Annotated in this window: 19 protein-coding genes and 2 pseudogenes; 8 read left to right on the top strand and 13 right to left on the bottom strand. The window is 41.3% G+C overall.

The genetic code is table 11. The features are described 5' to 3' along the window. Positions 1-43 precede the first annotated feature (43 nt). Positions 44-919, bottom strand: coding sequence for an NmrA/HSCARG family protein (locus HWQ58_RS07655; RefSeq protein WP_292859848.1), 876 nt, complete (start codon positions 917-919; stop codon positions 44-46). Between the two features lie 97 nt (positions 920-1,016). Here HWQ58_RS07655 and HWQ58_RS07650 point away from each other — a divergent pair, with 97 nt between their 5' ends. Continuing rightward, positions 1,017-1,379 (top strand): LysR substrate-binding domain-containing protein, encoded by a 363-nt coding sequence (locus HWQ58_RS07650; RefSeq protein ID WP_292859845.1) that lies wholly within the window; start codon positions 1,017-1,019, stop codon positions 1,377-1,379. A 510-nt stretch (positions 1,380-1,889) separates the two neighbouring features. On the opposite strand, the gene HWQ58_RS38375 is transcribed toward HWQ58_RS07650, so the two are convergent. Further along, a complete protein-coding gene (locus tag HWQ58_RS38375) occupies positions 1,890-2,099 on the bottom strand; it encodes a hypothetical protein (protein WP_366837530.1) in 210 nt (69 codons plus the stop codon). Here HWQ58_RS38375 and HWQ58_RS07640 point away from each other — a divergent pair. Further along, the gene (locus tag HWQ58_RS07640; protein WP_292859842.1) at positions 2,090-3,259 is read left to right on the top strand and encodes a homocysteine biosynthesis protein; all 1,170 of its coding nucleotides are present in this window, start codon (positions 2,090-2,092) and stop codon (positions 3,257-3,259) included. The two genes, HWQ58_RS38375 and HWQ58_RS07640, sit on opposite strands and share 10 nt — an antisense overlap. Positions 3,260-3,324: 65 nt before the next feature. On the opposite strand, the gene HWQ58_RS07635 is transcribed toward HWQ58_RS07640, so the two are convergent. Continuing rightward, positions 3,325-4,353, bottom strand: coding sequence for a hypothetical protein (locus tag HWQ58_RS07635; RefSeq protein ID WP_292859839.1), 1,029 nt, complete (start codon positions 4,351-4,353; stop codon positions 3,325-3,327). Between the two features lie 378 nt (positions 4,354-4,731). Between HWQ58_RS07635 and HWQ58_RS07630 the strand changes: the two genes are divergently transcribed. Continuing rightward, on the top strand, positions 4,732-5,625 hold the full coding sequence (locus tag HWQ58_RS07630; RefSeq protein ID WP_292859836.1) for a tetratricopeptide repeat protein: 894 nt from the start codon (positions 4,732-4,734) through the stop codon (positions 5,623-5,625). Between the two features lie 115 nt (positions 5,626-5,740). Here HWQ58_RS07630 and HWQ58_RS07625 read toward each other — a convergent pair whose 3' ends face one another. The 8 genes and pseudogenes from HWQ58_RS07625 to HWQ58_RS07590 form a co-directional block, all read right to left on the bottom strand. Next, entirely contained in the window at positions 5,741-6,361 is a 621-nt protein-coding gene (locus tag HWQ58_RS07625) for a TMEM165/GDT1 family protein (protein WP_292859833.1), read from the bottom strand. A gap of 273 nt (positions 6,362-6,634) precedes the next feature. Then, a pseudogene (locus HWQ58_RS07620) lies at positions 6,635-7,376 on the bottom strand (transposase); the annotation flags it as partial. 211 nt (positions 7,377-7,587) lie between these two features. Beyond that, positions 7,588-9,273 (bottom strand): dihydroxy-acid dehydratase, encoded by a 1,686-nt coding sequence (ilvD, locus tag HWQ58_RS07615; protein WP_292859830.1) that lies wholly within the window; start codon positions 9,271-9,273, stop codon positions 7,588-7,590. 469 nt (positions 9,274-9,742) lie between these two features. Then, positions 9,743-10,873: a calcium-binding protein gene (locus HWQ58_RS07610; RefSeq protein WP_292859827.1), complete on the bottom strand. Its 1,131-nt coding sequence runs from the start codon at positions 10,871-10,873 to the stop codon at positions 9,743-9,745. Between the two features lie 1,450 nt (positions 10,874-12,323). Next, positions 12,324-12,986, bottom strand: coding sequence for a hypothetical protein (locus HWQ58_RS07605; RefSeq protein ID WP_292859824.1), 663 nt, complete (start codon positions 12,984-12,986; stop codon positions 12,324-12,326). A gap of 1,366 nt (positions 12,987-14,352) precedes the next feature. Then, a complete protein-coding gene (locus HWQ58_RS07600) occupies positions 14,353-14,697 on the bottom strand; it encodes a hypothetical protein (protein WP_292859822.1) in 345 nt (114 codons plus the stop codon). 346 nt (positions 14,698-15,043) lie between these two features. Then, positions 15,044-15,451, bottom strand: coding sequence for a calcium-binding protein (locus tag HWQ58_RS07595; RefSeq protein WP_292859820.1), 408 nt, complete (start codon positions 15,449-15,451; stop codon positions 15,044-15,046). An 860-nt stretch (positions 15,452-16,311) separates the two neighbouring features. After that, positions 16,312-19,434: an MFS transporter gene (locus tag HWQ58_RS07590; protein ID WP_292859817.1), complete on the bottom strand. Its 3,123-nt coding sequence runs from the start codon at positions 19,432-19,434 to the stop codon at positions 16,312-16,314. Between the two features lie 687 nt (positions 19,435-20,121). On the opposite strand from HWQ58_RS07590, the gene HWQ58_RS07585 reads away from it, so the two are divergent. The 5 genes and pseudogenes from HWQ58_RS07585 to HWQ58_RS07565 form a co-directional block, all read left to right on the top strand. After that, complete coding sequence (locus HWQ58_RS07585) at positions 20,122-21,402, top strand: histidine kinase (protein WP_292859814.1); 1,281 nt, start codon at positions 20,122-20,124, stop codon at positions 21,400-21,402. A gap of 142 nt (positions 21,403-21,544) precedes the next feature. Continuing rightward, positions 21,545-22,006 (top strand): BON domain-containing protein, encoded by a 462-nt coding sequence (locus HWQ58_RS07580; protein WP_292859811.1) that lies wholly within the window; start codon positions 21,545-21,547, stop codon positions 22,004-22,006. Positions 22,007-22,187: 181 nt separating this feature from the next. Then, entirely contained in the window at positions 22,188-22,622 is a 435-nt protein-coding gene (locus HWQ58_RS07575; protein ID WP_292859808.1) for a CAAD domain-containing protein, read from the top strand. 328 nt (positions 22,623-22,950) lie between these two features. After that, a complete protein-coding gene (locus HWQ58_RS07570; RefSeq protein WP_292859805.1) occupies positions 22,951-23,358 on the top strand; it encodes a hypothetical protein in 408 nt (135 codons plus the stop codon). 187 nt (positions 23,359-23,545) lie between these two features. Further along, positions 23,546-23,688 (top strand): annotated as a pseudogene (locus HWQ58_RS07565) (IS701 family transposase); the annotation flags it as partial. Positions 23,689-23,900: 212 nt separating this feature from the next. Here the strand turns inward: HWQ58_RS07565 and HWQ58_RS07560 are convergent. Together HWQ58_RS07560 and HWQ58_RS07555 are read right to left on the bottom strand one after the other, a co-directional pair. Continuing rightward, entirely contained in the window at positions 23,901-25,370 is a 1,470-nt protein-coding gene (locus HWQ58_RS07560; RefSeq protein WP_292859803.1) for a bifunctional UDP-sugar hydrolase/5'-nucleotidase, read from the bottom strand. A gap of 557 nt (positions 25,371-25,927) precedes the next feature. Next, positions 25,928-26,923 (bottom strand): nucleoside hydrolase, encoded by a 996-nt coding sequence (locus HWQ58_RS07555; protein ID WP_292859801.1) that lies wholly within the window; start codon positions 26,921-26,923, stop codon positions 25,928-25,930. Between the last annotated feature and the right edge of the window lie 66 nt (positions 26,924-26,989).

Here is a 26,989-nt window from a genome sequence, read left to right as displayed (position 1 = left end):
TCTAAATCACTGTCCTATCTATCGACCCAACAGCGAACGTGCTTTAGGCTGGTTTTGCCCAATCGCGATCGCGCAAATAGGATTCAAAGTCGGTCGGTGCTGGAAAATCGTGTTTTAACTGCACTAGATTCGCCCCGTAGCCGACATTTTCAAGCCAGCGATACATGAGGGTGATTTCCTCCCCAGCTTGCTGCTCAAATGCTTCAAACGGAATCTGTTGATACTCGACGGGTTTTCCTAAAACGTGGCTGAACGCAGCAGCGATGTCCGACATGGTCATCTCTACACTGGCAACTTCGATTTCGCGCCTCAAGAACTCAGTGGGACGATCAAACACCTCAGCGACCATTGCTCCGTAATCTTCTTCAGAAAGTTGCTGCAATTTTGTTTCGGGACTGAGTGGCAGGGGCAGCGTTCCCTGCTCAACCATTGAGCGCATCGACGAGGCGTAGTTGTAAAAGAAGAAAACTGGACGCAAAATCGTGAAGGGCAACCTGATGGCTCGAATATACTCTTCGACTTGAAACTTGCTGTCGAAATGCGGAATGCCTGTGTTGCGTTCAGCACTGCCTACCGAACTGTAGACGAAATGCTGGACACCCGCCGATGAAGCTGCGTCTGCGACGGTTTTGCCATCTCGGATCTCGGCTGATAATCCGCCTTTAAGAAAAGTCTGCAATGAAAAAACGCCATAGACATCTTGCAAAGCGTGGTCAAGGGAAGCGCGATCGCTGAAATCCCCGACTACGAGTTCTGCACCCACTTGTTGAAGGGCTTGAGCAGCAGGCTTGTTGGGGTCACGCACGAAAGCGCGCACCGTGAAATTACCGCGTTGTAACAGATGACGTGCCACTGCGCCGCCCTGATTACCTGTGGCCCCAGTGACTAAGATGAGCCGCTCTGCTGTTGGCTGTGTCATGCTTTTTTTAGTGCTGTTTGTGTCTTGAAAGTTTTATTTTGTCCTAACAGTAGCTTGTATAGAAAAAAAGAAAAAGTAGTTAAAATTCAAAACAGTTATGCAAAAAATTCAAAAGTGCGATTGCGAGAATGGGCAAGCTCAAAAACCTGATGATTTTTATGCGCTCTGCTCAATCTGGCAGCTTTTCGGAGGCAGCTATCTGAGATTCAATAATTCAGAAGTCATTTTAGAGGCAGTCATTGGAGGAGCAGGTGTCGTTCAGTTGCCTAAGTTTATTGCCGCGAAAGCGATCGCACGGCGAGATCTGCAACCGATTTTGCAATTTTACCCACCCCAAACTGGATTAGCGATCGCCGTGTTGTACCCGCAAAAACGCTATCTCTCAGCTAAAGTTCGCGTCTTTGTTAAGTTTATGGCAGAATTGACTGCTACATTAAAGCGAGTTGATATTGTGGACTGAAGACTCGAATAAGTCAGTGTATCTATTTGTGGTAAATGTGCAATTTATTACATTTACTTTTAGGCTTTTACACTATACACAACTTTCTTTCTGACACAAGGGATGCCAAAAACGATCGCCTGTTTAGATACTCTCCCTTATTTCAATCTATTTCACCAAACTCATCCTTGATTGCGCGAACGGTGAGGTATTAACTCCACTTTAGATTAATAAAAAAATTACAGAAAGAAGCCATTCAAAGAGCCATTAGATGGCAACAATAATAACTGGAAAGCCAAAAACTCAATGACATAAGTTATGTGAAGTCTTGCAAATTTTGAAGCGATTGGGATAATGATTGCTGGAGTTAAAAAACAATAATATCCCCAACTTTTTTAAGAAGTTGGGGATCTCATACTTTTGAGTAAGTCTGAATAAATCCTATTTGAAAGAATAACCATGAGCATAGACACAATTAGCTAATCAGATGTTGTTTGTTCTGGTTTGTTACCTCTGCTTTGTTTGACTCATTTACGATGAAGTAAATTCTGTCTTCTGTGATTGCGTCTCACTAGTTTGTTGCAATTGCTTGAGATGAATATTGTTCACTTGAACAATAAAATATTCTAATGCCTGACTTGCCTTTTGGTCAAATGTAGCAATAAAATCAGATGCGATTAATCGCGTCTCTGCCCATTCCCCACTCACCAGGAAGCGTAAGCACTGATAAGATGCGAACAATTGCAGAAATTAACGAGAAAATTAAGCGCCAACGTGCAGTGGTGTTGACAACTGAAGAATTAAAAGCACGAGTTGTAGAAATCGGTGTTACTAAAGCTGCTAAAGAAGTTGACGTAATTACCACTGGTACTTTTGAGCCGATGGAATCAAGTGGTGCAATTATCAATCTAGGACATACTGACCCCCCGATAAAAATTCGCCGTTGTTGGTTAGATGGCGTGCCAGCATACTCTGGTTTTGGGGCAGTAGATTTATATTTGGGTGCGAGTTGTGCTGTGGAGACGACAGATGGGGAAGAAGTGCGAGAACGTGGTGGCGGTCATGTAATCGAAGATTTAATCGCTGGTAAATCTATACACGTGAAAGCGCAAGGACAAGTAACAGATTGTTACCCCAGAGCAAATTTTGAAACTACAATTACTAGTGACACAATTAATCAGTTTTATTTATTCAATCCGCGCAATCTTTATCAAAATTTTATTGTTGGTGTAAATGGTGGCGATCGCCCCCTCTTCACCTATCTCGGCCCTTTACAACCGCGTCTGGGGAATGCTGTTTATTCTAACCCAGGTGCTATTTCTCCTTTACTCAACGACCCCGATTTGCAACTTGTTGGTATAGGTACTCGAATTTTTTTAGGCGGTGGTGTTGGATATGTCGCCTGGGAAGGCACTCAGCACTTCCCCTTACAAAAGCGTTTAGCTAATCGTACACCGATTGGGCCTTCTGCCACTTTAGCTTTAATTGGTGATGCCAAGCAAATGGATGCTCATTGGGTGCGGGGGTGTTACTTCAAAAGTTATGGTCCCTCATTAATGTTAGGGGTTGGTGTACCGCTACCTGTATTAAATGAACAAGTAATTGAACACTGTGCCGTCCAAGATCAAGACTTAGTAGCCCCAATAGTAGATTTTTCCATTCCCCGGCGCGTCCGTCCCACCTTTGGTTTAGTGAGTTACGCCCAACTCAAATCTGGGCGGATCACCATAGAGGGCAAAGCAGTACGCTCTGCCCCCTTAGCGAGTTTGTTTTTTTCTAGAGAAGTCGCTCTAGAGTTGAAAAAGTGGATCGAAGCAGGTACGTTTACCCTTACAGAACCAGTTTCTCCAATTCCGATGGAGCGATCTTTTCTACCCCAAGACCGTCGGACGGATTTTTGAGGGGATGAGGAGGATGAGGAGGACAAGATAAATTTTCTTCCTCATCTCCCCCTGCTCCCCATTCCCTACTCTTGAGTCGGTTTCGGTCGCTTGATGGGTTTAGGAGCGGGCGTTCTTGGTATAGGTTTTGACACCACTGAGGGGTCGCCGCCTGTACTTGTTTTCTTGATGGGGCGAGGAGTTTCGCCAGTGCGTCTGGGGGGGAATGGTTTTCTACCACCAGCACCACCTCCACTGCCAGCACGAGGCCCACCTTTAAATGGTGGTTTGCGTTTTTTGGGCAAATCAGCGATTGCCTCAGCTTTTTCTACTACCAAAACGTCAGCTTCTCGCTTGGCTTGGAAGTCCCAGAATTTGCCCACTGCTTTGGTAGTTAGCACACCCCTCAATTTCAACTTAAAATACTTTGGTTTGTCAGTTGATTTGCGTGGAGCCTGCCTAATTTTGACTACCAAGCTTTTAGCATCAAAAGATTGGTATACTACTTCACCACGAACAGAAAAACCACCATCTGCAACTTCTGATGAAGGTTTGGGGGCAGTTGTACTTAGTTCAGAGTTCTCGGATAAGCCATCATCGAGTGTCTGTAACTCTTGCAACTCAAAATCCGATTCGTCCTCATCTGTTGAGTTTTTAGCGAGATTTTCTGGCTCCCAAACTCCGACGATTTGGATGTGCAAGGTATCATTTTCTTGTCTGGTACGTGGATATACTACCCACAAGTGTTCTTTTTTTAAGTCTAGATGATTCTTGACTAAGCTCATAATCCGCCCTAGGAGGACGGCATTGAGTTCTACACCATCTGCGGTCAGCAGCGTACCTTGAGTAAATTGTTCGCTGCTAGCATGATAGCGACCCCGGACTAACCCGATCGCTCGATACTGCATCGGTTCGCTGGGAGGCGGAATCGGTTGCTGGCGATTAATCAAGTTCCCATTTGAGTCAGTCTCACTGGAGTTGACAGGCAAATTTTCAACTTTTTTAGAGGACTGGGCTGCTATGTGAACATTAGCGGCTGCCTCTACGTTAGTTGGGCCCTGGTTAGAGGCAGAAGAATTGGAAGATTCAGGCAACGGCATCAGGTCGGAATTCATAAAAACTCCTTGCGGCACAGACACATCCCATTGTGGGATTTTACAAAGGCAGCTGAAAAGAGCATTTGTGCGACTGATGAAAGTATATTGGCTTTTCACAAAATCACACTAGGGTACTCTATACAATCCTAAAGGCGCTAAATTTAATGTATAAACACTAAATGTCTAATTTAGCGGCTTTACACTAGTTTCGGAAGCATATCATAGGTACAATTCTGACGGCTCCTCCTAAAGTCATCACTTACTTTAGCAGTGTGGATAGTTAATTGTTATAAAATTCACAGGCAATTGGCGGTATTCCGCAAAGTTTTGGAAATTTTTAACTTTACGATTTGTGTAAATGATAATGTCATTAGAGTTCAGGAGAAAGACAAAACTGTGTCTCAACCGCGCAATCGTTGGATAGTTCAAGTAGTCTTAGCAGTGGCAATTCTTGCTTTTGTGGGTGTTTCGGTGATTCCCATAATTGGAGCATTTAATAATACGCCACCCTCAAGTCAGAATACCGCTAATACCAGAGGTAGTTTGCCCTCTGCTGACCAAAAATCAAAACTGGAAGACGAAGTACGGGGTTATGAACAGGTTTTGCAAAGGGAACCAGAAAATCAGACTGCGCTTAAGGGCTTATTACAGGCACGGCTGCAATTACTGAGTCAAAAAGATAAAAGTGAGGTTAAACCAGCTGATATCCAAGTTGTCATTGAACCCCTAGAAAAGCTAGCAAAGCTGAATCCCGAACAGTCAGAATATTCAGTGTTACTAGCTCAAGCCAAACAGCAAATTGGCGATCGCGAAGGAGCCGCTCAAGCTTATCGCTCGATTTTGTCGACGAAACCAGGCGATTTGAAGGCTTTGCAAGGAATGGTGGCTCTATTGATTAGTCAACAACGCCCCGAAGCAGCCATTGGTTTGTTGCAAGAAACCCTCTCTAACGCAGCCCAAGCAAATACAATTCAGCCTGGAAGTGTAGATACAGTCGCCGTGCAGGTGTTGTTAGGTTCTGTTCATGCTTCCCAGAAACGTTACGCTCAAGCTAGCTCTGTTTATGACCAGGCAATTAAGAAAGATCCCAAGGATTTTCGCCCCGTCGTGGCAAAAGCGATGCTCCTGAAACAACAGGGCAAAGACGCAGATGCAAAACCTTTATTTGAGAGTGCCACAGCTTTAGCACCTGCTAAGTATAAAGACGGAATTAAAAAGGCAGCAACGGCTTCCCCGACACCTAATCCTGTTGCATCTCCCGTGCCTTCATTGGGAAATACTTCTAAGTAATGGGGAGCGGGGAGTAGGGAGCAGGGGAGCAGGGGGAGCAGGGGGAGATGAGGGAGATCAGGGAGTAAAGGAAGCAAACAAACAATTATTATTCTTGCTCATCCCCCTCATCCGCTCACGCTCCCTCAATGGCTGCAACTACACCAAAGACTAAAAACAAGCATCCGCCAATAAAGGTGAGTTGACGCTCAGAAATGCGTCCGGCAATCATTTTGCCGCCGATAACTGCGATCGCAGCACATAAGGAATGTCCTAAAATTGCACCTATTGTGACTCCAATGGGGTTATTGCCTGCTGCTAGGGCAATAGTGGCAATTTGGGTGCGATCGCCCCACTCTGCCATAAATGTCAACACAAAGGCTTCTACGACAATTGCTAAGGAAGTCTTTTGCTTTGGTAACTGCAAATCTGCTTGTTTTACCGCAGCCTCAGCTTCTTCTACAACTTCTGTATCACAAGCAGCAGTGGACATCTTACTAGCGTCATACAACAGCTTGATACCGAAGGCAATAAATAAAGCTATTTCGGCGTAATGAATATAAACTTTTGGCAACAAAGATACCGCTTGTCCAAATATCACCGAAAGGATTGTCATCGCGGCTAGAGCAGCTGTCACACCTATAAATACCAGCCGCCGCGGGTGGTGCATTGCCAAAATCACAGCAATAAAAAATGTTTTATCGCCTAATTCGGAAACTGTAATTAGTAATAAACCTGCGGTAAAAGCTGTTAACACTCTCTCAAGCTCCTGAAGAATCGTTTACCGATGTGAAGCTTGATGAGAGCCAAAAGACCTCACCAAGTTTACACTTTTCGGTGTGAACTTAGTGAAGGTCTCGCTTTCAAATATTGATTATTTGCCACCTGAACCAGGCTGATCGCCAGTATGTTGATTCAGATGTACTGGCTTTTATATTTTTTGCCAGCAGCTACTCCCCTTCTGTTTGATCGCGATTATACATATTTCCCATGTATAAGTCAAGGTGGTAGGGAATGGAGAGGTATAACTTTAGAGTGAACTACCCAACACCCATCTGAGTATTATTGGGTGTGGGCTTCCCAATTCACGGGGGATTGCCTCGGACTTCATGGATTTTTTACGTCCTGATGACTTTGGTCTTACATCCCCTCCAAGGGCAGAAGCACTAGTTCCTAACGCCCATAATCGCAAACCTTCATTTCTAATATTTATTGCAGCGTTAATATCTCTATCATGCTGCTTTTGGCAGTGGGGACAGTCTACAAACCTTACACCCAATGAATCATAACCTTTTTGCAACATTGGGATTGGCAAGTAGAGTCTCGCTACAAAGTTGAGAATATGGGAAGAAACGACCAATTTCTTGATAGGTGTGTCCAAATTTCTCAGCTTTGTATTTGAGCATGGTTTGGAACATTCCCCATCCTTGATCACTTATCGATTTTGCCAAGTTAGGATTTTTAACCATATTCTTAACTGCCAAATCTTCTACACAAACAACTTGGTTTTCGTATGCTATTTTGCGAGATAGCTTGTGTAGAAAGTCAACTCTTACTCTAGCGATTTTGCTAGAGACTTTGGCTACTATTCGTTTAGCTTTCCGACGCTTGTTAGAAGTTTTATCTGTCTTCTTAGCTAGTTTACGCTGTTTACCCTTTTTATTCTGTTCTAGTTTTGCTAATTGTTTTTTAGGTAGGTCATATTTGGAACCCTCAGAAGTGATAGCAAACGTTTTTAACCCTAGGTCAACACCAATAGCGTCTCTAATTGAAGACAAAATATTTTGCTCGTCTCGTCGTCGTAGTCTTTCCGGTTTTTGCTACGCTCAAATATGGTCAGACTACACTCCTCACCTCACGCGCAATTCATCTCAACACGCTCCCTGAGTACAGGTGAGCGTGTAAGCCTTCTTGCTGTTTCAGGTAAACTACCCACACTGTACCTAGCGGCCAGTGTAGGTAGTTCAGATCATGTCAGGTTAATTAAAACAAGTCCAAATCTGTCACAGCACCAACACTGCTAGAAGATACTAATTTGGCATATTTTGCCAACACGCCTTTAGTGTAACGTGGAGCCGGAGGTTGCCAGTTGGCACGACGACGGGCCAATTCTTCTTCGGATACGTTCAACTGCAATAAACGAGCGGGTGCATCAATAGTAATACTATCGCCTTCTTCTACAAGCGCGATCGTACCACCAACTGCGGCTTCTGGTGCAACATGACCAACCACCATGCCGTAAGTACCGCCAGAAAAGCGTCCGTCGGTAATTAATCCTACAGCATCACCCAAACCAGCACCGATAATTGCTGAGGTGGGAGCCAACATTTCTCGCATTCCAGGACCGCCTTTAGGCCCTTCGTAGCGGATGATGAGAATATCGCCAGCTTGAATTTTACCCGCCAAAATTGCATCCAAAGAAGCTTCTTCCGATTCAAACACCCGTGCAGGCCCGGTAATTACTGGCTTTTTCACCCCAGTAATTTTGGCGACAGCCCCTTCTGTTGCCAGATTACCTCTGAGGATGGCTAAATGTCCTTGAGGATACATCGGGTTATTCCAAGTCCGAATCACATCTTGATTGGCAGATGGTTCTTCTGGTATGTCTGCTAATATCTCTGCAATGGTTTGACCGCTGATGGTGAGGCTATCACCATGTAATAAATCATGCACAAGTAACATCTTCATTACTTGCGGAATACCACCAGCTTTGTGCAAATCTGTAGCGACATATTTACCACTTGGTTTCAAATCACACAAAACGGGAACGCGGGCGCGGATAGTTTCAAAGTCGTCTATAGTTAACTCTACATCAGCAGCGCGGGCGATCGCTAAAAAGTGCAGTACTGCATTGGTCGAACCACCGACTGCCATAATCACAGAGATGGCATTCTCTATAGATTTACGGGTGATAATTTGGCGGGGTAAGATTTGTTTGCGAATGGCTTCGACCAACACATAAGCTGATTTTTCCGTGCTGTCGCCTTTTTCGGCATCTTCTGCCGCCATTGTCGAGGAATAGGGTAAACTCATCCCCAGCGCTTCAAATGCTGAAGACATGGTGTTAGCTGTGAACATTCCTCCGCAAGAACCCGCACCAGGACAAGCTCGACCTTCAACTTCTAATAATTCTTTTTCGTCAATTTTTCCAGCACTGTATTGACCAACAGCTTCAAAAGAACTGACAACAGTTAAATCGCGTCCGTTGTAGTGACCGGGTTTAATTGTGCCACCGTAAACAAAGATAGCAGGGATATTCATCCGGGCGATCGCCAGCATTGCCCCTGGCATATTTTTATCACAACCGCCAATGGTTAGCACACCATCCATACTTTGTCCAGTACAGGCGGTTTCAATGGAATCAGCGATGACTTCCCGCGACACTAGGGAATATTTCATCCCTTCAGTTCCCATCGAAATTCCATCGCTAATGGTAATTGTGCCAAACACTTGCGGCATTGCCCCAGCGGTTTTAATCCCAACCTCTGCTATGAGCGCCAGTTGATTTATCCCCATATTACAGGGAGTGATCGTGCTGTAACCATTGGCAATGCCCACAATGGCTTTATTGAAATCTTCATCTTTAAAACCAACTGCACGCAGCATAGCTCGATTTGGCGATCGCTGCACCCCTTGCGTCACAATTTGGCTTCTTAAATTCTCTGACATCTTTTTTCCTTCCGTGCCTCATGACTTGTATTGCGATTGTATTACCTGATTTTCTCATGCCTAGGCGATGCGATCGAATATGAGTAATTCTCTATGTTTCACCGTGTCTTTTGGTCAGTCCTAATTTAGAATAAATCTTTATCTAAGCGTTTGTATAAAATAGGGATGATTCTTGTGTGTTAGGTATCTAGAGTGCCGGAAATACTAGGGATAGCAATACGAATTTAAATATGAAAAAAAGCCATTGCCGCAAATTAAGGCTCTGACTTTCTACGTTTATAGCTCAGTATATTGATATTGATTCCGGTGCAAAGCTGGAGACACTCTAACTTTGTACCAGAGTTTTTCTTCAAAATTATATCTGCCTTGAAAATAGTGACTAGAACTGAGGGCTGTAAAGAAATATTTTCATTCTCTAGTGCCTTCTACCTTCTGCCTCCTACCTTACTTTCAAGGCAGGAATATTAAATTAAAGAATGAGGTCACTTGACACTAATTGTGGTGCTCCTATAAGCCGAATTTCAAAATTAGCCGACAGATTACCATCAGTGTTACCTTGCAGAATACCTCCAGAATAACGGATTTGACCAGGTGCGGAGAATTGACCACTCCCAATGAAACTGAAAGCTTGGTTGCCCCCAATAGTGGAGTTGGCATCGATAGTAGATAGATCGATTCGATCGCCTGGTAAACTACCGTTTCCACGAAAGTCAGTGATTAAGTCACGTGACGAAAGTAGACTCTCAGAAATTGAGTTGTACTTGAAAATATCATTACCCGATCCTCCAGTGAGAATATCAGTCCCACTACCGCCAGTGAGTATATCGTTGCCACGACCGCCGTTAATAGTATCGTTGCCACTACCGCCGTCAATAGTATCGTTGCCACTACCGCCACCGTTAATAGTATCGTTGCCACTACCGGATTTAATAATATAGTTGATATTGTTGTTAACACTACTAGTAAAGATTGTGCCGTTTTCATTACTGCTCGCACTAAAAGAGCCAGTTGGAGAACGTCCGTCACTTGTGCCACTTTGCCCTATGCTGAAACTGTTATTGTCAGTAGCAGAAAAGATAATGTCGCTTACCACTAATTGTGGCGCTCCTACGAGCTGAATCTCAAAGTCAGCCGACAGATTCCGATCAATGTTAGCTTGGAGAATACCTCCTGAATAACGAACCTGACCGGGTACAGAGAATGCGCTAGCCCCAATGAAAGTGAAGGCTTGGTTGCCCGCTATAGTGGAGTTGCCGTCGATGCTAGATAGATTGATTCTGTCACCTCCAAGGAAGTCAGTGATAACATCCCGTAAAACACCGGGTTTACTCTCAGAAACTGAGTTGAACTTGAAAACATCGTTGCCATCGCCTCCAGTAAGGCTATCGGTTCCAGTACCGCCAATGAGGATATCGTTGCCCGCTCTGCCGTTTATCGTATCGTTGCCCGCTCCGCCGTCAATCGTATCGTTATTAATGAATGTGTCTCCGCCGTTAATCGTATCGTTGCCATCAAATCCGTTGATGATATCACCGAAACTAAAAAAATCATCTCCACCGGACAGATTGTCAGGGCGATTAGTACCGTTAATGGTTGCCATAGTGAGTTTCTCCTAAACTTAGAGGGTAAAAAAATTACCTCGTCACTTCACCATTAGAAAACAGCATTGCTAATTAAGAGTATGAATTTGGTTTTCTCCAAAAGCCCAAAGAAAACAGTTTCAAACATGGAATTTTTGAATTTCACACTTTTATTGAGCAACGCCGAGAATATAAATGGATAAATAACGAGTGGAAGACATAACTGAACGACACCTGATTAGAACAGGTGTTTGCTGTTAAGCCTGAAAACTTGAGAAGATTTTATAAGCACTGGATGCATTAATGATGTTGGCATCAAAATTGTGCCAATAGTTACAGCGTATTTCAGGTAAATGAAGTAAGTACACGGCTAGGGGCACAACACGTTGTGCCCCTACGATTATCTGTACCTCACGCCTGTTGCAATCTGCTGTATGTTATATCCTTGTGTCTTATATCTTCATAGGTTCCAGTAGTAGGCTGCTAGGTAATAAGTAGATTCTCTCCTACGAAATTGCATAGATTGTAGGACATTTTTGCTGTATTCAGAATAACAAGAGTATGATACTACCTTCAGGGATAGATTTTTATATCTATAAGAAATAATAAGGAAATTTCTTTTATAACTCTCGGCAAAACCTATGTGAAACTATTAAGATTTGTTTGGTTGTTTTTATAGTTATTAAGACTTAAGCAAAAATAGCGAAAAAGGTTAATTTATCGAACCGCCTTCTCAAGTAAATAAGTTGAAAGCGTTGTTGATCAATGCGATCGCTGCACCCCTTGCGTTACAATTTGGCTTCTCAAATTCTTCGACATCTTATTTTCCTTCCGTGCCATCATCGCAACAGTTGCGATTGTATTACCTGATTTTCTCATGCCTGGGCGATGCGATAGAATATGAGTAATTCTCTATGTTTTACCGTGTCTTTTGGTCAGTCCTAATTAGAATAAATCTTCATCTAAGCGTTTGGATAAAATAGGGATGATTCTTGTGTGTTATACCAATTCTGTATAAAGATACGCCAAATTATATAAGGAACGAACCGCATAGACGCAAAGCGGCTGACAGCAGGGTAGGGCGCATACTCCTACCGAGAAGCAAGCTACGCGCAGCGTCTCGTAAGAGTTGGACACAAAAGAAGAAAGAAAATTTGGTGCAGCCTCACAAAGAAATGGTATTAGGTATCTAAAGTGCCGGAAATACTAGGATAGCAATACGAATTTAAATATGAAAAAAAGTCATTGCCGCAAGTTGAAGCTCTGACTTTCTACGTTTATAGCTCAGTATATTGATATTGATTCCGGTGCAAAGCTGGAGACACTCTAACTTTGTACCAGAGTTTTTCTTCAAAATTATATCTGCCTTGAAAATAGTGACTAGAACTGAGGGCTGTAAAGAAATATTTTCATTCTCTAGTGCCTTCTACCTTCTGCCTCCTACCTTACTTTCAAGGCAGGAATATTAAATTAAAGAATGAGGTCACTTGACACTAATTGTGGTGCTCCTATAAGCCGAATTTCAAAATTAGCCGACAGATTACCATCAGTGTTACCTTGCAGAATACCTCCAGAATAACGGATTTGACCAGGTGCGGAGAATTGACCACTCCCAATGAAACTGAAAGCTTGGTTGCCCCCAATAGTGGAGTTGGCATCGATAGTAGATAGATCGATTCGATCGCCTGGTAAACTACCGTTTCCACGAAAGTCAGTGATTAAGTCACGTGACGAAAGTAGACTCTCAGAAATTGAGTTGTACTTGAAAATATCATTACCCGATCCTCCAGTGAGAATATCATTCCCACTACCGCCAGTCAGGACATCATCCCCATCACCGCCGATGAGAGTGTCTTTGCCAGTACCACCACTGAGAATATCTTTGCCAGTACCGCCATTTAGCCTATCGTTGCCAGCACCACCGTTAAGAGTATCGTTGCCAGCATTACCAAAGAGGCTATCGTTGCCACTACCAGCGTTAAGGAGACTGTTGCCACTACCACCTATAAGGGTACTGTTACCACCACTAGCGTTAATGACATCGCTCTGACCATTATTGCTACTACTGCTATGACTACTAGAACTGGCACTAACACTGCCGCTACCGGAGGAAATTGATATTGAAGTTGCCATTGATGAGTTTCTCCTAAACTTAGAGGAAAAAAAATTACGTCTTTACTTCCCCATTATAAAACGGCATTGCTGAATTAAGAGTATAAATTTGGTTTCCTTTAAAGGCATAAAATAAACAATTTTAAACATAGAATTTGGGAATTTCACACTTTCATTTAGTAATGTCGATAAAACAAGGTCAAAAGCTTGCGAGTAGCAATATATTCTTGAACCAAACCTGATTGCAACAGGTCTTGACTATTAAGTTTGAATATTTGAGAATATTTGAGAATATTTAAGAAGTACTGGATGTATTTGATGATGTTTACATCAAAATTGTACTAAAACTCCTTTAATGTCCTAATAACTTATGTTTTCAGTCGTTCCATCTGGAAAATACTAATGAATAAGTAGATTTTGTCCTACGTAATTATATAGATTTGAGAAAAATATTCTTGTATTCATAATAACAACACTATTGTATTATTTTCCAGCAGAATTTTTTCTCTTTATAAAAAATAATAATTAACTTTCTTTTATCCTTTCGCTATAATAAAATCAGAAATCTTTGTTCAGATAGGGTTGGTTTTGCATATTGATATTTGCTTAGTGGTTGCTGTAGTCATATATAACAAATAATTGCCAATCAGTTAAAAGCTTTGTTAGATGCATAACACTAAGAAAAGCCTAAAGATTTGTGTAACTTGAATTCGTTCCTAGTCTTAAGACTAGAAATGTATTTCCAGAGGGCTGCTGCCTATGGTAAAGTCACTGGAGGTGAAGCCTCCCAGGATCGGGGCTGTATTTTAACTTAGTGCTATTCCCTTGTTAGACCAGTGCGATCGCTACACCCCTGGCGTTACAATTTGGCTATTATGTATGGCATCATCGCAACTGTTGCGATTGTAAACCGCGTCTACCTTGAAAACCATAGTTTTTTGGAATTAGAGTAAAGCTCAGAACTCAAGCCACAACCGAATAATACACTCTCCTTAAAAACTCCAGGTTTCAAAATGAACGGGGTTTATTAACTGATTTTCTCATGCATACGCAGCACGATCAAACCCTGGCAAGCATTGGTAATTTATGGCTTTTGTGTTCACATTGCTGCCAAAATTGCTTCTCACACACTAGGTTTATTGCTTCGTCGTTTTGGTATTAATATTCATATTCTCACTTTCCAGTCTTAACTTATTTACAGCTATTTTCAGTTAAATAGACCACGTAGTAGGGGCGCAAGGACTTGCGCTCCTACGACAGGTGTGGTTCAAATACATAAAAACTGCTGTAATTCACATTAGGTGTAAATACATAAATAAGAACTCCACCCCTAAGCGCTTGCTCTTAGAAGTAGGGTGTGAAGCGCTTTTGCAAGAGGTATATTAGATTAGAGGATGATGTCGCTTGCCACTAATGGTGGTGCTCCTGTCAGTCCAATCTCAAACTCAGCCGACAGATCCCCATCAATGCTAGCTTGAAGAATACCTCCTGAATAACGAACCTGACGGGCTGCTGAGAATGCGCTAGCCCCGATGAAAGTGAAGGCTTGGTTGCCCGCTACACTTGAATTAGCATCAATGGTAGATAGATTGATTTGATCGCCTGTAAAGATACCGTTTCCAACGAAGTCAGTGATAACATCCCGTAACAAACCAGTAGGACTATCTGAAACAGAGTTGAAATCGAAAACATCGTTGCCAGCACCGCCAGTAAAGGTTTTGATTCTATTCATAATCACAAGACCATAGTATTACTTTCAAGCCTAATTTTTTCTATCTATAAGAAAGAGTAATTAAGCTGATTTTATTCCTCTCGCTAAAACAAAATCTAAAACCTTTGTTCAGATAGGGTTGGTTTTGCTTTTTGAGATTTATTGGATGATTTATCTAGTTATGTATAATGAAATAATTACCAATAACTTAAAAGCCTTGTTAACCAGTGCGATCGCTACATTGCTTGCGTCCTAACTTGCGTTCTCAAATTCTCTGACATGACATTTTTTTCATTAAGTGGCATCATCGTAACTGTTGCGATTGTATTACCTGATTTTCTGATGTATATGCGGCGCAATTTAATAACTATAAACTAATCGTATCGTTGTTAAATCTGGCGTCAATCTGATCGTCACCAGATCCGCCATCAATCCGGTCGTTGCCAGATACGCCGTTAATTGTATCGTTGCCAGCTCCACCTTGAATCTGATCGTCGCCAGATCCGCCGTTAATCTTATCGTTACCGTCAAATCCGCTGTCAATCGTATTGTTGCCCCTTCCACTGTCAATCGTATTGTTGCCCCTTCCGGTGTCAATCGTATCGCTGGCAAATCCGCCAAGAAGGCTATCATTACCCTTTGCGCCGTTAATTGTATCGTCGCCACATCCGCCGTTAATCGTATCGTTCCCCTCAAATGCGTTGATGATATTAGGGAGAACAGAAAAAGAATTACCAAGATTGTCAGGGCGATTAGTACCATCAATGGTTGGCATAGCGAATTTATCCTGAATTTAAAGGTTCATTAGGGGTGTAAGGGTTTAAGGGTGTAAGGTGAAGTCCTTTGGATTGACACCAAAGGACTTCACGGTTGCCCTTCTTATTGCTGGGCTAAAGACTCATGCGGGTAGGTTGGGGCTAGTTCTTCCCCACACCCCTACACCCCACACCCCCACACCTGCCCCAACTGGGCTTGGTAAAAAATTACCTCGTCACTTCTCCATTAGAAAATTACGTTGCTGATTAAGAGGATAAATTTGCTTTTTGCTAAAGGCAGAAAGAAAACTATTTTAAATATGAAATTTTAGAACTTCACACTTTCATTCAACAATGCCGAAAAAACAAAGTGGAGAAATAACGAGTTGAAAGATATAACAAATTAGACCTGATTAAAACAAGTCTTTGCTGTTAAGTCTAAAGATTTGAGAAACACTGAATTTATTGATAATATTGGCATCAAAATTGATTTTGCCAAGAATCATGTACGTTATGTCGTTGTGCCTGATGAATTCACAAATTTTAGTAGCAATCTGCTAGCAAATAAGCAGATTACCTTCTACAGAATTGCATATATTTTAGAACATTTTTACTGTATTCAGAATAACAAGATTTATGATACTACCTCAAGCAGGCTTTTTTCTATGTTTAAGAAATAATAAGTAACTCTGTTTTATTACTCTGGCCATAACGAAATATGAAATCTTTGTTCAATGAGGTTTTTTAATAAATATCGGAATAAGAAGGTCATGGTAGTATAGACGATAGTACTTGTTTTCATAAATAAAAAAAGTGGCATTCATTTATAAAGACTGAATACCACTTTGTATTTCTCTAAATTCCTGATGATGAAGATATTTTACCCAGGTAAAGTTATCCCAGTCACAGCGATCGCACCTGCGATCGCACTGGCGCAAAGGGAAGTAATCGCTGTCCAAAATATCCACCACGCAGCATTGGCAACGGTTTTCTTGGTTTCTTCAGCTTGCTTTTTAGTTTGTTTTTGAATCGCTTTCAGGCGTTTTTGGGTTTCTTTTTGGATGCGTTCGGCTCGTTGCAATACACCATCTCGCGCCGCTTCTATTTGGTTAATTATCCGGTTAGCATCCGCCTCGGAAATATCTTCACGAGAACTCAATACAGCAACTAAAGTGTCACGATCGAATTCACTGAGGCGATCGCGCAATGCTTCAAATCCAGCTTGGGGATCGTCGAACACTTTCGCAAAGTCTTGCTTAATCCCTTCATAGTTGAGTTCGGAACGATCCAGGGAGTTGAGATAGTTGCGAACTTTCGCAAAAACTCCATCTAACACTGATTGCACTCTTTGCTGAATCTGCTGGAATTGTTCCACAATCGAGCTGCGAACAGAATCAATTTGATCCACAATTCGGTTAGCTTCTTCTTCTGAGATATCCTCACGTTGGGATAATAGCGCCACAATTGTCGAACGGTCAAATTTTGAGGCGCGATCGGTTAAATTGCCAATTCCAGCACGGGGAGAAGACAGCAGCAATTGTAAATCGCGTTTGATTCCTTCGGGGTTGAGTTCTTCTTTGTTGGTATTACGCAGATATTCTTCGAGATTGGCTTCAAAATCTAAAGCTTGTTGAGTGGTACGCTTGGCTAAACGTCGTGGCGCTCTCAGGATATCACCAATGGCATCTTGAGCGCGATCGATGATCTGATTAACCTGCTCTTGGCTCAAGTCTCCGCGTTGACTAACAAGTTTTACCAAGGTTTCTCGATCGACATTAGACAAGCGATCGCGCAGTGCTAAGGCTCCGGCTTTGGGATCGTCGAGTAATTTTTCCAAATCGGCTTTAATACCTTCTGGATTAAGTTCTTCCAAGTTGGTATTGCGGAGATATTCGGCGATCGCTTTTGTAGTTTTTTCGTACTGTTCCTTTGCTTGTTGCGGTACTTGTAAAATACTATCTCGGACTGCTTCAAGTTGATCGAGAGTTTGGTTTACCTGTTCTTCGCTCAAATCTTGACGCTGACTGAGCAATTGTACCAGTGTATCGCGGTCAAATTGCGATAGGCGCGATCGTAAAAGGCTAATTCCGGCTTGGGGATCGTCTAATAAAACTTTAAACTCGCGTTTGATAGCTTCGGGATTGAGTTCGTCTTTATTAGTATTTTGCAGATATTCTTCAACTCTTTGGCGCAGTTCATCGGCTTTTGCTTTTGCTTGTTCTTGCAATTCTCTAGCACGATTCAAGAGATTATCGCGGTTGCGTTCGAGTTGACTAACAATATTATTAGCTTCCTCTTCGCTGATATCTTGACGCTGACTGAGCAATTGTACCAGTGTATCGCGGTCAAATTGCTCGAAGCGGCTACTTAAATCTTCAAAACCAGCTTGTGGATCGTCTAGCAACTTGCCAAAGTCTCGTTCAATACCTTCAGGATTGAGTTCGTCTTTACCTGTCGAACGTAGATAATCTTCGATGCGGCTGCGGAAATCTTGCCCTTTTTCTCGTGTTTGGGCCTGTTTGACAGTTTCTAAAACTTCCAGGCGATCGCTTTCCATTTGTTCAGAAATTTCTTTCACCCTAGCTTCGCTAATATCACCACGTTGCTTTAGTAAGTTGGTGAAATATTCTTGATTGATTTCTTCTAACTCCCGTCTCACAGTTGTTGGATCTGCATTTACGTCATAGATGACTTCTTTAAATTCATCTACTAGGGTAATTCGATTGAAGTGCCAAGCAAACGAATGCAATATATAGTCTTCTACATCTGTTTCAATCGTGTTTTCTAATGATATTGGCAATTTTGCAGATACTTGCTCAGATGCTTGCTTTTTAAACTTTTGAAGTTGTTCTGTGATTTGATCGACATCGACATCTTGAACTTTTTCTTTCAGTTTTTGCAACTGAGTTGTAATTTTATCTACATCGATATTAGAAAGGTTTACTCGTTCCAGAACCGCTGGTGCAGCGGCGCTCAACCCATATCGAATAGCTTGCTTGATTACACCACTGCCATTACCGCCTCCGATTGTAACCAGTTGTTGAAGCCGTTCGCCTAATTGCTCAGAATTAAGTTCTTCAGGAGTAGCAGACTTGAGTAAATTAATTACTTGTTCTGTGGGATTTTTGCGATTTAAAGCTTGTTGCCATGCACCTTCAAATTGGTCAGCAATGCTATTGATATCTTCTTTAGATAAATCGCCACGGCTGCTGATTAAATCAACAAATGTTTGGCGATCAATATTTTGTAACAGGTCGCTGTTAGCAACAGATTGCAAATCTGTCTCCTTAAGAAGCTGGTCAAATTGACTCCGAATTTCTTTAATATCTAGCTTTGGTAATTGCAGAGAGCTTAAAGAACTTTGAAGGGTATTTTTAATACCTTCAGAATCAAAACCTGAAGTTAGTTCCCGTCGGACCGCGGCTGTAATATCTTCAGCAGTAGAAACTAACTGTTTTTTAGCACTATTAGCACCGATGCCAGCAGTTGCCGTGCCCATCAGAGTTTGAAAACCAGAAGTGACAGTGTTAGATATAGAACCAATTAAAGAGCCTACCGCCGACGAACCTAACCAAATGACTAGTGAAAAATAGGTAGACCAAATGACTACACCAATAATTGCTCCTAAAAATGCGCTTTCGATTAGGCTCAGTTTTACTGCTAAAAAACAAGCAATAAATAATGCGATGCTAACGGTTATTAACGCCCAAGTACCAACTTTAGCTTGACCTTTACGAATTGTCTTACCCAAACTTTCAGACTCATCATCAGAATCTGAATCAATTTCCCAAGATGAAATTCCGACAGCAACTGAAAAGTTTGTCAATAACAATTGAAAAGCAAATGCCATCAAAACCCCAGCTAGCAGTGCCACTAACAATTTAGGCCCAGAAAAAACAACCGATGCTTCTTCTGGAGTTAGTACTTCCTGAGCTAAAGTTATTGGCGCTAATCCTAAAGATAGCCAATTCCATCCCCAAATAGTTAAAACACTTTGAAACATAGGATTTTCTCACTTTTACTCAATTAGAGGATGTTTGAAAAGGGTCGGCTTGAGCCTCAAGTGCAACTCAGGGGTGTGATCTTAAATGCCAAAACTCCGATTTCCTAGTAGCAGTTTCTCGGTAGCTAGGGTAGTAAAACACACCCTGGAGGACTTTTAAAACAACCCTTTAAATACCCATTTATAAAATGGCTTATTTATCAGCTTAATTATAATTTATCTAAGCTGGCACTTTCTTAGGTAATAGGTTAGTTGTCCAAAAGTCATATTTAAAAATATAAATATTTTCTTATATATTCTCAAATAAAATTTATAATCTATTTAATATTTTACCAAAGAAAATTTATTAGGCAAAAGTAAATTTAATAAAACTGTATCTATCGATATAGCAGGTTGTGAGTGGGTGAGTTACAGTAGCAAACGCTAGAAAATAATGCTTCTTGGTATCAATTTTATTGAGTGAATTGAAAACATAGAGTAATTGTTATATAAACTTCATAAAATAAAATATATTTTCTAGTTGAGATTTAGTTAATAACTTTCTTTAGATAAAATCACCTATATCTAATGATAGAGATAAAAGTTCTTCCAAGCGATTGATGAAAAATAAATAGAAACATGTATTAATGAGGGCTACTAGGAGCTATAAATTAGTAAATAATTGATTTTGGCTGAGGAGCAAGAATAATGGTTGTAGGTGTACATAAACGTGCTGTAGGTGTCTTTTCTCATCGTCGAGATGTTGAACATGCCCTACATGAATTAAAAAAAGTTGGCTTTGACATGGACAGAGTTTCTGTCATCACCCAAGATGGAGACAGAGATGATATTGCTGGCGCGGATGTGAGCGATCGCGTTAGCGATAAATCTGACGACGGTGCTAAAGTCGGAGCAGCTACGGGCGGTGCTTTGGGCGGATTGGCTGGCTTATTAGTTGGTCTTGGCACTTTAGCAATTCCTGGAATTGGGCCAATTATGTTGGCTGGAGCCGCAGCAACTACCCTAGCTACAACTCTCGCTGGCGCTGGTATTGGTGCAGTGGCTGGTAGTTTGCTTGGTGCGTTAATTGGTCTAGGAATTCCTGAAGAACGAGCTAGAGTTTATGACGAACGTGTTAGACGAGGACACTATTTAGTCATTATTGATGGTACAGATTCAGAAATACTTAGAGCAGAAGCAATTTTGAATCAGCAGGGTGTGGAAGAGTTTGGCATTTACGACCACCCAGATGCGACAAATGCAACCACTGGTTATGTGACTCCAACTCCGGCTGCGGGTTATAGTGGTGTTGCGAAACGTGCGATCGGGGTATTTTCTCATCGTCGAGATGCTGAAGTAGCAATTACAGAATTGCGAGATGCAGGTTTTTCTTTGAATCAAGTCTCCATCATTGCCAAAGACGCAAACGGTCATGGGATCGGTGGTGTAGATGTAGATAGAAATGTTGGTACTGGTAATAAAGCAGATGATGGTGCAAAAGCTGGAGCCGCTACAGGTGGTGTTCTAGGCGGCTTGACTGGCTTATTAGTTGGACTTGGGACTTTAGCGATTCCGGGAATTGGGCCAGTAATTGCAGGTGGCGCAGTTGCAACAGCTTTGGCGACAACATTAACTGGTGGTGCGATCGGTGCAGCAGCAGGGAGTATTGTCGGCGCACTCGTTGGCTTAGGAATTCCCGAAGACAGAGCACGAGTATATGGCGATCGCTTCCAAAGAGGCGACTACTTAGTAATTCTTGATGGTACGGAAGCTGAAATCCACCAAGCTGAAGCGATTCTCAAACATCGAGGTATTGAAGAATTTGCAATCTATGATGCCACAGAGATTAGTGAATATCGCCCAGCTTCCGACCGAGTAAGCGATCGAAATGCAGGAGTAGTCGATCCCATTCGTCCCAATTACTCAACAGAGACTAATAGAAACGATCCTTCTGTAGTTATTGTCGATCGTCGTGATGAAGTACTTTAACCAAAAGTAGTTTTCACTTACACTAATTAGACAAAATTGCAAGAGCAATAATTTGAAAACTTTGCTCCTGAATAAAAAAACTTGCTCCTCACTTTTGCTGTAAATATCAACAGATTTCACTTTTTGATTCAGAATTAAACCAATGAAAAAGCTAACCCCTTTCGTAATTAGTTGCCTTTTAGTGTTTGGTGTTGCTGCTTGTGATAACGCTTCTAAAACAAGTGAATCTGCACCCAATAATCCTAATGAAGCTCCCCAAACACCGAATGCAAAAACAACAGAAGCTTCTCAACAAGACGCACAAAGTGAAGTTCGCAGAAACCAAGCTAATTCTGATATCCGCGCCCGTGAACAGCGCAATAATACTACGGGTGGCGATACACAACGAGCCAAAGGTGACTTAGCAAGTGAAGTTCGCTCTAAGTTGGAGGTTAACATACCTAAGAGCCAACTAACAGTTAATGCCGCAGATGGTGGGATTGTGACTGTCTCAGGAACTGTCACCAATCAGCAGGAGTTGGCTAAAATTGAAAAATTAGCTAAAGAAATCAAAGGTGTCACTAGTGTAGTTGTGAAAGCAACAGTTGCCGCACCAAAACAATAGAGCAGCTAATAACAAAGCGAGCAGGTAGGCATAAACAGATTTAAATATTCCTGCTAAGTCTGAGTGGTCAGTTAAACTTATTACTGGCCACTAATAATTGACAACTGACAACCTTAATAACTATATTTATTGATGCTCAGTTCAGTTATACAAAGTCTTGTAGTTACCGAACATAAAAACTATGGAAACCGAACAACAGCAACGTGAATCGATTGATGCTTCCTTATCAGAAGCTACGCTAGCACTTGAAGGTACTGATACTGCAAACTTGCCAAAGTTACCGCCAGCACCTGAACCTGAATCTCAATGGCAGCAAATTAGCAGACAAATTTCTCAATTTTTAGAGCAACTGCCCCAATACTTAAGTGACTTTTTTCAAGACTACAAGCAGCCTCTAATAACCGTTGCTTTAATTTTGACAGCGATTGTTACAGCTAGGCTAGTACTAGCATTACTAGCTGCAATCAATGATATTCCATTACTATCACCACTTTTTGAGTTAGTTGGAATTAGTTACACCAGTTGGTTTATTTTCCGTTATCTACTCAAGGCTTCAACTCGCCAAGAATTAGCCGATGAAATTCAATTACTGAAAAGCCAATTCCTGGGCGAGTAAATTTACTAACCATTAAACTAGGATTTATACGGGCAAATAGAATTTGCAGCTACATAAATCGTCCGTCTTTGCAGGCTTGGGTAAAGCTTTGTATAGTTGCAGTTTTAATGTTAAGTTGACTTCAACTAAAACTTTGTTATACCAGTAAATGTAAATTCACAGTATTTAATCGGACTCAATTTTATTCTTTTGGATACATCAAAAGATAGAGAATATAGCATTATTTTTAAATTTAAGTCACTTCTCAAGATAGTAGCTCGGAGATAAAAAACAGCCTAATCTGGTTTTTGAAGTTATTTAATAGATTCTTTAACGAGGACATAACATTATGGCTAATGAAGCAGTTAAGAGAGATACAGATTCATCCGATAGAGCGGAAGTCGATACTTATGATCGCGGCATCATCCCAGCTGAAACTGCTGCTCGAATCGAAAGAGAAGGAGATAAGTACAAAACACTCCCCACAGAAGAACGGGAGGCAGATGCACCTACGGATGACCAAACCGATTCAGAAAGTATACGCACCACTGACGGCTATACCGTAGACAGAGAAGGTTTATCTAATAACTATGCAATTGAACCGGAAATGTATTACGAAGAACCGGGTGATGCACGCCAACAAGCGGCAGAAGATGAGGCAGAGCGTATTGAAGAACTTGGAGAAGTTAATCAGGATGAAGAAGGCAAGTTGACAGATAGGGGTGACAGCCGAGGTAGAGGCCCAGGAATAATTTAATTAACAACTTTCTTTTGCTGGGTGCAATTACACGTAAGAAGGCTAAATAAGTGGTTTCTAGAGACGTAATTATTGCGTCTCTAATTTTATGGGCAAATAAAGCACAACCTGACATATCAAAATTAAGGAAATAAAAATACCGTATAATGTCATTGCTAGCAGAGCTTTCACGTTGAAGTAACTCCAGATGAAAGAGACAACCCCCGCAGCTATACCGCCATGCTTTGAAAAATGGTATCAACGGTTTGATGACGTGTTTACTCATAAAGCTGAAAAAATAGAGTTTAGCATTATTTAGGGGGATTATTGGGAAAAAGTGAGAGAAAAAACACGACAGTGGATAGAATGTTGCCCTAGAAAATTTATGCAAGAGTTCTATTCTTTTCTCGATTAGCGCATTTATTGTCTCATTTGTCAATGCGTAAGTTCTGAACAGGTTATCAGACAATGAGAATTTAGAAGAAGCTGCTCACCCAATAAAAGTTGTGGCTATATAGGTATAATCTGCTGCGTCTTGGGTTTAAAACTTCTCTACTTGTAGATCAATCTTCCTTCGATTTGGCTATTAAGATTTTGATGATGGCTAAGTACTCTTCAAGAACATTCTGGCAAGATGTTGAAACTACCTTTGCGTTGTCTAATTTTGTCAATTCTTCAATTGTTATGCCTAGACTATGTAGTGAATTTTTGTAATGATATTCTTCTACACAGATAGTGTATTGAGCATCGGCTTGTACGGATTGTCCATTAATGCTCAAAGATTCAAGCTGATTTTGGGAATTACTATAAATTGCCTGAATACCTTTGCTGACCTGAAAACAACAACTTTCACCGGGTATTCTGTTTTCCAGCCTCATAATATGTGCGAATATTTTAATGAGTTGTACACCTGTAACTTTAAGTTTATAAAGTACATCGTCGTAAGGAAAAACTTCTTTAATATCGCTGAGTGTAACTAACGGCCCTAATTTTGTTCTCCGGATTGAACCACTTCCGATCAAAGTTACATCCAACATATCTAGTTGGTCAACAATATCAACGATTAAGTTACCCAATTCCGTTTCTTCTTCACGCTTAGGATGGGTCAGTTGACGAGCTAATCGTCCAATCAGTCGATTATATTTGCGATCGACTTCTTCTTGAAAAATCGTAATCAACTTTTCAATTTCTGGATCTGGTTCAGCTAGATTATTATCTACAGGCAAAAGTTGCCACTGCCATTCTACAATGCTGTTAGTATCGTCATCTACTACAATATCAAAGCGTCCAATTTGGTCTGTGCCAATTCCAGCTTGTGCGATCAGAATATTGTTAACTTGAGCAGGTTGTTCTAAAAATGTATGGGAGTGGCCGCCAATAATTATATCTACACCCCATTCTGGATCTAGCAATGCTGCTAGTTTTTTATCCTCTTCAAAACCGATGTGAGTCAGGAGAATTGTTAGGTCAATGTCCTCGTTTTTATAGACATTACAAACTTTGCCAACTTCGGAAGCAGCATCCTCAAGACTTACAAATGTACCAATACTGCTGTCACGTTTTAATGACTTAAGAACTTCTTCCGTTATAATCCCGATGAACATAATATCAAATCCATCGACATTCAGGATTAGATAAGGAGTCATCAAACGTTTGTTATACTTTTTGATATACAAGTTGGCATTCACAATCGGGAAATTTGCCATCTTTTCTAAGAATAGTAAGTGAGGCAATCCATAATCCAATTCGTGATTCCCCAGAGTCACGACATCTGGAGCGAGGTAATTCATAATCTCTATAGTTGAAAGACCTTTATATTCTTTATCAATCAGAGAACCTTGGAGCATATCACCAGAAATCACAAAAAGCACATTTTTCTCTTGTTGGCGCACCTTATTTATATAGCCAGAAAGCAACGATACTCCACCAATCAAATGACCTTCTTCACCCCCAGCCTCTGCCAGAAAGTCTCCATGCATATCATTAGAATGCAAAATTGTAACCTTTTTAAATCGCTCTGTGGTCATCATCATCTTTTACCTTTATAAAACTAATAAATTCATCTTTTTTTGATTTAAAAATAGCAAGTGTACCGCAGATTTAAACTGTTAGATATTGCTTTAGAAAAATAGAGTCATTTCATGAGTAAATAACTTTCAAAATTATTAGTCTAGACGGTAAAAAAACTTATAGCATTTCCGTCACAATGCTAAATAGATTGAGCGCCCGATATTGATACTAATAATTTTAGCAAATTCCCTGGAGTAAAAAGGTTGGCTACGGTAGACAAATCCTTCAGCAATATTGTAACGGGTCAAATCAGAAAAATTTTGAGCGATCACCTGTTCTTGCTTCTCGTTTTGAGGATATCATGCTTGCGCTTCCAGAGCTTGTTTGCTCGCAGATAAACCTCTGTAATCGTGAATCCAAGTGAAGCAAATGTCAAATAGAAAATTAGTTGCCTAAACAATTCCATGTTTGAATAAGTTCCTTCTTACAATCGCAGTGGTAACATTTGTGAAATAATTAGTGAATAATAGCCACTAACTACTAACCTAAAATCAAGAGGGAGCGACTCTACAAGAGAAGCTTAGAGCTTGGCGCTTATGAATAGGTGCTTCAAATCTTCAATAAAGCTAGTAAAAAATTTGCCCTCATCTACTTGCAACGCCACCCAGGCATTTGCTACTGTTTTTGTGGCAGGACGACTATCAATCAATGTTTGTCCTAGTGTCCACTGTCCCTTTGTTTCAACCCGGACTTTTGCTCTTTTCAACATCAGGGTTTCTGGATAAAACAGGTATCCTAATGTTGCCGCATCATGAACAAGAAGACCTGGAATTCCTGCTGTCTCTCGATAACTCAAGGCTGTGCCAATCATAAACTCACAAAGATTTGTCAAGAACTGAGAAAGTTTACTCTCTAGATTCGCCTGAGTGACTGCCACAGTCATATCTCGCGTGAAAATTAAGCGTCGGGTCACGTCTAGCGGCAGCACAACAATATCGTCTCGGCTATCAAATACTGTCTGAGCAGCTTCAACATTAAACCAAATATTGAATTCTGCATGGGGAGTCACGTTACCAGGACAGAAGAAAGCACCCCCCATAATCACAATTTCCTTGGCTTTTTTCAGGATACCGGGATTTTTTGTTTCTGCTGCCGCGAGGTTAGTCAAGGGTGCGATCGCTACAATGGTAATTTCCCCCGGAGCAGCGTTCAACTCATCGATAATCAGTTCATCGGAGTAAGCAGCATCCTCAAAAGTGTGTGTGGGAGGGGGTAAAGTATGAGAAAGATTGCCCATCCCATCCGACCCATGAATATGAGTGGCATCTTCTATAACTTCTCTTTTTGCAAGGACACCGCGACCCACCTTAATGTGTGGGAATCCCGCTAAATTTAAAATCTGGCTAGCACTAGAGAACGTGCATTTAGCAGCAACATTGCCATCTGCGGAAGTAACAGCGACAAGTTCAGCCACTCCTTGTTTGACCAAGCTAAGAAGCCACAGGAAGGTATAGATATCATCTCCGCCTGGGTCAGTGTCGAGAATAATTTTGTGATGAGTCAGTTGAGTTTTCATCGGAAAAATTGTTCGAGTAAGGGATGATTGTATAAAAGTCTAATCGGGCATTATCAAAAGCAATTT

Origin of the sequence: Nostoc sp. LPT, from assembly GCF_017115165.1 — a bacterium.
In the GTDB taxonomy this organism is placed as follows: Bacteria; Cyanobacteriota; Cyanobacteriia; order Cyanobacteriales; family Nostocaceae; genus Nostoc.
This window is presented reverse-complemented; position numbering and strand designations above follow the sequence as displayed.